We start from the raw sequence: 7,720 nt of genomic DNA on the forward strand, positions 1-7,720 counted from the left end.
ACTGTGGATATCCCCGACGTGGCTATCCACAGAAGTCTCTCTTGGGGCCGCAACCCCTATGACTTCCCCGCCGGCGGTGTTTTCCTAAACGCACCGGCCACAGGCGGCAAAGCAGACCCGCCACCAGGCCACCGAACACGAAGGGGGAACAATGCCAGAGACCACCACGCTCGCACCGGGGATCGAGCAGATACTCGGCCACGTCGGAGACACAGTATCCAGCACGGCAAACCAGACTGCCGAAGATGTTGTGCAGGCGGGGGCCGAACGCGCCCGGTTGGGGCTCACCAAGCACACAGAACTCACGGACCAGGTGGAGGGCAGCCTGCGCGGGCTTTCCGCCCCCGACCCCGAGGGCCAGTCCGGCGAGCCACGCGAAGCAGGAAACAACAAAACAGAGCTGAACTACGGCGACGTCCTCAACCTCGACCCCATCGCCCTGGAGCACGTCCTCATGGCCAGCGAGAAGCTCCACGCGCAGACCTCCGACCAGGCCGGAAGGCTCAGCCCAGGGCTGATTCCCGGTCCCGGGCCACGCATGGGCACGGCAGTGGAACTCGCCAACACCGCCGTCCCCGTCGCCCTGCGTTCCCAACTGGATCAGTGGCAGCGGATGTGCGCCGATATCTCGTCTTTTAAGGACGCCAACACCGCGGCCGATTCGGTGGCTGCACGGTGCCTGGCTCCCACCGGTGGAGGTGAGCTGCCATGAGCGGGGTGACGGTTCCCGCGGTGGAGCACGCCGCTACCGGCGAGATTCTTGAGCAGGCACGTACCTGGTCGGATGCCGGCAATCACATCTCCGAACTCGCCGCGCAGTGCCGGGGCCTGGGGATGACCGAACCGGAGGTGTGGCAGGGCGCGGCGGCGGACGCGGCACACCACCGGCTGAGTACCGCGCTCACACAGGCGGACTCCACGGGCTGGGCAGCCGGCCTGTGCGGCACCTCGACCAGCGGCTACGCCCGGACACTGCAGATCGCTCAGGGCATCCTCAAAGCGCTGCGCTGGGTTGAGCCCATGATCCGCATCGACAGTGCTGGTGTGGCACGCACGGAGGTTCCCGCACTTCAGCCCCTGACAGGTGCGATCACCGGTATCGCGCAGTCCGCGCTCACGCTGGTGCGGGCGGTCGACGCTGCGACCGGATCCGCCGTCGATGCACTCGCCTCCCATGTCCGCCCGGTGCCTGTGGTCGGCTGGGGTGGGGCCGAACCAGGTGGGGCAGCCGTGATGCCCGCCCAGAGCATCAACCTGCCCTACGGCACCGCAACCGTGGTCGGCGATGTGGCCAGCGCAGAGCGGGTCATCACCCTCGTCGGCGGGGTGGGGTCCCGCGGGGACGCCGCCAAAGCCAAGCAGGTGCGCTTCGCCCAGCAACTCGCCGGGGAAAAGGTCGCGGTGGTGTCCTGGAACGGCTACCACGCCCCCAGCAATCTGATCAGCGGTGCCAGTGGGGAGCTCGCCACGACGGGTGGCGCCCGGCTGCGGGCCTTCCAGGACAGCCTGCGCCGGATTAACCCCGACGCCACGCTGCACGTCAGTGGCTATAGCTACGGCTCCGTCGTCGTCGGTCAGGGCGCGGCCGACGGCCACCTCGACGCCGACCGCGTCACCTTCCTCGGCAGCCCCGGCGTCCCCGTCAACCACGCCAGCGAGCTGCGGCTCAACCCCGGCGCTCGGGTCGAGGCCTACACCGAACCCGGCGACCTCATCGAAAACATCAGCTCCGCCGCCACCGTCGGGAAGCTGGCGTCCGACCCCGCCGCCGTCCTCCCGAAGAACCAGGGCATCCACGGAGCCGATCCCACCTCCCCACTTTTCGGGGCCGATGACCTCCTGAACTCGGGCGGTAGCGGCGAGCGTGCTGGTTTTTCTCAGCTCCTGGAGTACGGAATCGACCGGGTCGACGACGCGCGGCTCGCCCTTAGTGGAGAGACGAGTTCCCACAGCGCTTATTACAACGACCCGGCGGTGGTGGCAGCCCTCCGCGAATAAGCGCCTCACCAGGGGATACCCCCTTTTTGATTTTATTCGCGTCGGTGCTTTCTTCGCTGTAGCCTACGAAAGATGAAGACTAACGCTCAGCCGTCCACCCCGGAGGTCTTGGTCGCCGACGACCCGCGCACCGTCCGGCTTGGCACCCTTGTCAGTTTGATCATTGGCAGCGCTGTGGGCGCCGGCATCTTCGCCATGCCGCAGAACATCGCGCTGGTGGCCTCCCCAGGCGCGGCGATGATCGGCTGGATCATCACCGGCCTCGGCATGCTGTGTGTGGCCTATGTCTTCCAGGCTCTCGCGCAGCGCAAGCCGCACCTCGACTCGGGCGTGTACAGCTACGTGCGCGCCGGGCTGGGTGACTTCATTGGTTTCGCCTCGGCGTGGGGTTATTGGCTGGGCACGATCATCGCCCAGGTGGGTTATGCCACCCTGTTCTTCAGTTCGCTGGGCTTCTTCTTCCCGATCTTCGGTGGCGATCACCCCTTCGTTCAGTCCCTCGCAGTCTCCGCGCTGACCTGGACGATCTTCCTGGTGCTCTCGCGTGGCGTGCGCCAGGCGGCGATCATGAACGTGGTCGCCACGGTCGCGAAGATCCTGCCGATCATCGCCTTCCTCGTGCTTGTTGCGTTCGTGGGCTTCAAGCCGGAGGTCCTCACCGCGGACTTCTGGGGCCAGGCCGCCACTTTCGGTGAGGATGGCAACCAGGTCAGCACCCTCACCGACCAGGTCAAGGGCATGATGCTCTTCACCGTCTGGGCGTTCATCGGTGTGGAGGGTGCGTCCACCTATTCCAAGCGGGCGCGCCACCGCAAGGACGTCTCCCTGGCCACCCTGCTGGGCTTCCTCGTTGTCTTCCTGCTGCTGGTGCTCGTCAGCTTCCTGTCCTTCGGCGTGGCCAGCCGCGAGGAGCTCGCCGCGATGGGTGATAACTCGATGGCGGAGGTCCTGGAGCTCGTCGTCGGACCGTGGGGCGCGGGCCTGATCTCCATCGGCCTGTGCATCAGCGTGCTGGGAGCCTACGTCTCCTGGCAGATGCTGTGCGCCGAGCCGATCATGCTGATGGCCCAGGATGGCCTGCTGCCAAAGTTCGTTGGTAAGACGAATCCGAAGGGCGCCCCGGTCACCGCCCAGCTGTTCTCCGCGGTGATCATCCAGGTGTTCATCGTGATCTTCTACCTCAACGAGTCCACGTACTCCACGATGGTGCAGCTGGCGACCTCCCTGTACCTGCTGCCTTACGTCTTCAGCTCGCTGTATCTGCTGTTCCTGGCCACCCGTGGCGCGGGCATCGCCCACCCGGATGCCGGCCGCCTGTTCAACCTCTCCGGCCCGGAGATCCCGAAGTCCACCAACCGGCTTCACCTCGTACTGGGCGGGGTGGCGTTCATTTACTCGCTGTGGCTGCTCTACGCCGCCGACCTGCGCTTCGTGCTGTTGGGAACGCTGCTGGTGATGCCGGGCATGATCATCTACATTTTCACCCGCATCTCCGCGAACGAGCGGATCTTCAACGCCTTCGAATGGCTGATCGCTGCTATCGTGACTGTTTCTTCTATCGCGGGGCTCTGGCTCATCCTCACCGGGGAGATTGCGCTCTAAACCGCCAATAATGAACTTCAGGCCCGCTACCCCAAGGTAGGGAGCGGGCCTGACTATTCTCACCGGCAGGCTGGCTAGCCATACCGCTAGCGCTTGCGCCGCTGCTCCCACAGCACCACCGCGGTGGAGCGCGGCACGTGCACGATCTCGCCGCGGCTGCGGCCCCGCGATTCGCCGCGCGCATTGGCGAGCTGCTGGCGCAGCACCGCGTTTTCCTGCTGTGCAGCCTGCAACTGTTCCTCCAGCTCGATGATGCGCTGGATGCCCGCGAGGTTCACGCCCTCCTCGTGGGAGAGTCGCTGGATCTCCAGCAGCTGGGCGATATCGTCCCGGGAGTAGCGCCGCCCGCCACCACGGGTGCGCTGTGGGGTGACCAACCCCATGCGGTCGTAGGTGCGCAGGGTTTGGGCGTGCATGCCGGTGATCTCGGCGGCCACGGAGATCACGAAGACCTCCTGCTCCTCCCCCTTGCTTCTGGCCCCGGCCGTACCAGCCTCCGGCCCGGCCTGCTCATTCGGGCCCTGCTTCTTGCTTGCCTCAGACATTGGCTTTCACCTCCACTTCCTGGCTGTTAGTCCCGACCGGCCCAGTTGGCACGAGGGTCGAAGCCGGAGCGCTTCTCCTCCTCGGCGTAACTGCGCAGGGCGCTCATCGCGCCTTCGTCGAGGTTGCTCGGAATCTCCACCTTCACGGTGACCAGCAGGTCGCCGCTGTTGCCGTTGCGCTTGTGGACGCCGCGTCCCCGCACCCGGAGGGTCGTGCCGTCCGCGGTGCCCTGTGGGATGCGGACGCGCACCTTCGAGTCCAGGGTCGGGACGGTGACCGCCCCACCGAGGACGAGTTCGGTGTAGCTGACCGGGACGGTGAGCTGCAGGTCGTCGCCGCTTCGGGTGAAGACCTTGTCGGGCTTGACGTGGACGGTGACGAAGAGGTCGCCGGAGGGCTTGCCACGTTCGCCTGCGGCACCCTGCCCTGCCAGGCGGACCTTCTGCCCGTCGACCACGCCGGCCGGGACGCGGACGGTGATGGTGCGGGGGCGGTGCTGCTGGCCGGTGCCGGAGCAGTCCGGGCACGGGTCCTCGATGCGGGTGCCGGTGCCGGAGCAGTCCGGGCAAGGCCGGGAGAATCCGAACGCGCCCCGGTCCTCGGAGACCAGCCCGTTGCCGCTACAGGTCCCGCAGGTGCGCGGGCTGGTGCCGGGCTTCGCGCCAGAGCCGTGGCAGTTGGTGCAGGGGGCCGCGCTGGTGAGCCGGATGGGCACGGTCACGCCCTTGGTGGCTTCCCGGAATTCGAGGGTGATCTCGGTTTCTACGTCCGCGCCCCGGCTGCGCTTGCGTTGGCGCCGTCCGCCACCGCCGCTGAAGCCGCTAAAGCCGCTGCCTCCGCTACTTGCACCGCCGAAGACGTCGCCGAAGATGTCCGAGATATTGAATTCCTCGCCCATCCCGGTGCCACCGCTAAAGCCGCCGAATCGGCCGCCACCGCCGCCGAAGCCGCTAAAGCCACCTGGGGCACCACTAAAGCCGCCGCCCATACCACCGGAGGCGACCATGGACTTCAGCTCGTCGTATTCCTTGCGCTTCTCCTTATCACCCACGACAGAGTAGGCCTCGGAAGCAGCCTTAAAGCGGTTTTCAGCTGCGGTATCCCCGGGGTGTTTATCCGGGTGGTTATCCCGCGCGATCTTGCGGTAGGCCTTCTTAATCTCCTCAGCGCTGGCGCTGTCGCTCACACCGAGGTCCTTGTAATAGTCCTTGTCTATCCATTCACGGTTCATTGTCTTCTGCCTTCGTTCTAATGTGTTGTTTTCTAAATTTTTGCGTTTGTGCGCGGTACCGTTCGGCACTGCTCAGGGCGCACCCCAACACTCAACCTTGAGTCTACCGCGCTGAACTTTGCGCTTCCATTCTGCCTTAACGCTTCTGCGGGCAAAGTATTCCTTCTTCTGGGGTTTTCCGCCCGAGCGGTTAGGCTGGAGGCTATGACCTCTCGGAAGCCCAATTGGTTTGAACGGCTCTTCGGCCAACCCGCCGCCGCCAGCGGTGCGGAAAGCGCCCCGGTCCAGCAGCCCGACGCTGCTGCTTTTCCGGACGCCGCGAGCCCGAACGGCGAGGCGGACGGCTCCCCCGCGACCCCGCAGGTCGTCACCCCGCAGGACCCCACCGAGGTTCCGGTCTCCCAGATGCGCGATGCGGATTTTTATGCCGCGATGCGCGTGCGCCTGGCCCCGGTAAAGAAGGAGCTGGGCGTGGCACCGAAGGGTGCTTTCCAGTTCGATAAGGACTCCCCCGTCCGCCCCTACGCCGATGACCTCATCGTGCGCCTCTGCCTGGACCGCCCCGGCGGAATTCGAGCGCTCACGGAGCGCGACCTCGACGACCGCGGCCTGGTGGAACACCTCTACCGGATGGGATACCGCAACTTGTGGCAGGACCTCATCGAGTCCGACCTGCGCTTCCGGGAGGTGCGCTCGGATTCGGGGGTGCTCCCGCACGACGGCGATCAGGACCCGGAGATGGTGTGGTCCATCGAGTCCAGCTCCTACTACGCCGGTTCCGCCCCACTGTTCTTGGAGGAGCTTTTCGCCCGCCATCGCCCCGATGTGGACCTGAGCTCGGGCATCATTTTCGCCAGCCCGCACCGCCACCTGACCCTGGCGCGCGAGGTCACCAATGGCAACGACCTCATGGGGTCGATTGGGCTGATGGCAACGATGGCGGCGGAGCAGTACAGCTCACAGCCGGGCCAGATCAGCCCGCGACTGCATCTGCTGCACATGGGTGAGGTCACCACGTTCACGGACGTAGTCTGGGGCGATAAGGATCGCCAGGTGGAGATCCAGGTCAAGCCCACCCCGTACCTGATGGGACGCATCAGCGATGGCCTGGACGGCGATGGTGGCTTCGGCGGCTTCGAGAACCCGGGTGGACCGCGCTAGCACCAACCCCACCTTCAGCTCCGCTCGGTTTAGCGCTGCCACGTTCGCATAGCGCCTCGCCCCCGGCTTACGACCCAGGGACCGCACCGACCCGGAGTAGCAAGAAGCCCCAGCACCTGAACTAGCCCCCGAAAGTTGGACTGGTTTAATCCTAGGCCGTGAGGGGTTCAAGGGTCAGCTCCCAAGCCAACCAGCCTTACCCCCGCATTCGGGGCTAGCACTGCTCAGATATGTTCCACCCCATGAAGATCTAAGTGCCAGACATTCTACGAGACACCCCCTAACAGGGGCGTTTTTGCATCTAGAGCCACTGTTTACCCACCCCTTCGCTAAGGTGTATCTAAGTTTTCACTCCGAAATAAATTCGGTTTTCCCTCAAGGAGCAAGGTTGAAGAAAGCCCTCATCGCCACCACGGCAGCTCTCGCCGTGGGACTCTCGAGTGTTGCTGGCATCCCGGAAGCTGTAGCCCAGGATAAGCCTGCAATTTCCGATCTCTATGACCCGATAAGCCCATACACTTATCACAATGTTGGCTTGACTTTCAGCAAAGCCTATATCCCTCTCAAGCTAAGTACGTTTAAGCATCTCGATCCAGAACTAGTAAGACGCGTACAATTTGAAAGTCTCACTCCCGAAGTTGAAGGCCTAAAGTGGAGGCCGATTCAGCAAGATATTTTCGGCGACTACTACACGGAGCTTTCACTTGAGTCACGGTATGGCTACCCGAGGGATTTCAAGGTCGATTATCAGCTGAGGGTTACTTATGTGGATGGGAGCTACGACCTGGTTGATGGCAAAATGACGATCTATACGGGTAGACTCGCAAATCTGAAAGATCCGAACGAGAGCCCCACTGAACCACCTACGTTCGGAGAAATCATAGCTGGCATCATTGGAGCTTTGGTCACTTTTGGTGTGCTTGGAGGAGCCGCCGCTTTCCTCCTGGGGCTCATTCCGGGTATCAAGCCTCCATTCCAGAGGTAAGTCAGGAAAACTTGCCCCGACCCCCCTCCAAAGGCTACTTGTCCTCCTAGGGGCAGCAAGAAACCCCAGCACCGTGCGGTGCTGGGGTTTCTTGTGTCTATCTAGCGGTCACGCCGTCGCGGGTTAAGTAGCAAAAAGTGTGTCTGCTCGGCGTGTCGCCGGGTGGGCCCTTTTTATCTCATGGGCCCTTTCCGGAT

7 protein-coding genes are annotated in these 7,720 nt (G+C 64.1%); 5 read left to right on the forward strand and 2 right to left on the reverse strand.

What is annotated here, in order from left to right; translation table 11 throughout:
* The first annotated feature begins 151 nt into the window (after positions 1–151).
* The 3 genes from QP413_RS06615 (at position 152) to QP413_RS06625 (ending at position 3,600) form a co-directional block, all read left to right on the forward strand.
* Positions 152–712: a hypothetical protein gene (locus QP413_RS06615; protein ID WP_284781220.1), complete on the forward strand. Its 561-nt coding sequence runs from the start codon at positions 152–154 to the stop codon at positions 710–712.
* Positions 709–1,998, forward strand: coding sequence for an alpha/beta hydrolase (locus QP413_RS06620; protein WP_284781221.1), 1,290 nt, complete (start codon positions 709–711; stop codon positions 1,996–1,998). The genes QP413_RS06615 and QP413_RS06620 overlap by 4 nt, the downstream gene beginning before the upstream one ends.
* 72 nt (positions 1,999–2,070) lie before the next feature.
* Positions 2,071–3,600, forward strand: a complete 1,530-nt coding sequence (locus tag QP413_RS06625) for a basic amino acid/polyamine antiporter (RefSeq protein WP_284781222.1) — start codon at positions 2,071–2,073, stop codon at positions 3,598–3,600.
* An 86-nt stretch (positions 3,601–3,686) separates the two neighbouring features.
* On the opposite strand, the gene QP413_RS06630 is transcribed toward QP413_RS06625, so the two are convergent.
* Together QP413_RS06630 and dnaJ are read right to left on the reverse strand one after the other, a co-directional pair.
* Positions 3,687–4,145 carry a heat shock protein transcriptional repressor HspR gene (locus QP413_RS06630; protein WP_070759392.1) on the reverse strand — a complete coding sequence of 153 codons (459 nt, stop codon included), beginning with the start codon at positions 4,143–4,145 and terminating at the stop codon, positions 3,687–3,689.
* 26 nt (positions 4,146–4,171) lie between these two features.
* On the reverse strand, positions 4,172–5,377 hold the full coding sequence (gene dnaJ / locus QP413_RS06635) for a molecular chaperone DnaJ (RefSeq protein WP_284781223.1): 1,206 nt from the start codon (positions 5,375–5,377) through the stop codon (positions 4,172–4,174).
* 204 nt (positions 5,378–5,581) lie between these two features.
* Between dnaJ and QP413_RS06640 the strand changes: the two genes are divergently transcribed.
* The gene (locus QP413_RS06640) at positions 5,582–6,538 is read left to right on the forward strand and encodes a hypothetical protein (protein WP_284781224.1); all 957 of its coding nucleotides are present in this window, start codon (positions 5,582–5,584) and stop codon (positions 6,536–6,538) included.
* Positions 6,539–6,926: 388 nt separating this feature from the next.
* Positions 6,927–7,523, forward strand: coding sequence for a hypothetical protein (locus QP413_RS06645; RefSeq protein ID WP_284781225.1), 597 nt, complete (start codon positions 6,927–6,929; stop codon positions 7,521–7,523).
* Positions 7,524–7,720: the final 197 nt, after the last annotated feature.

It is taken from the genome of Corynebacterium sp. UMB4614 (assembly GCF_030217065.1).
In the GTDB taxonomy this organism is placed as follows: Bacteria; Actinomycetota; Actinomycetes; order Mycobacteriales; family Mycobacteriaceae; genus Corynebacterium.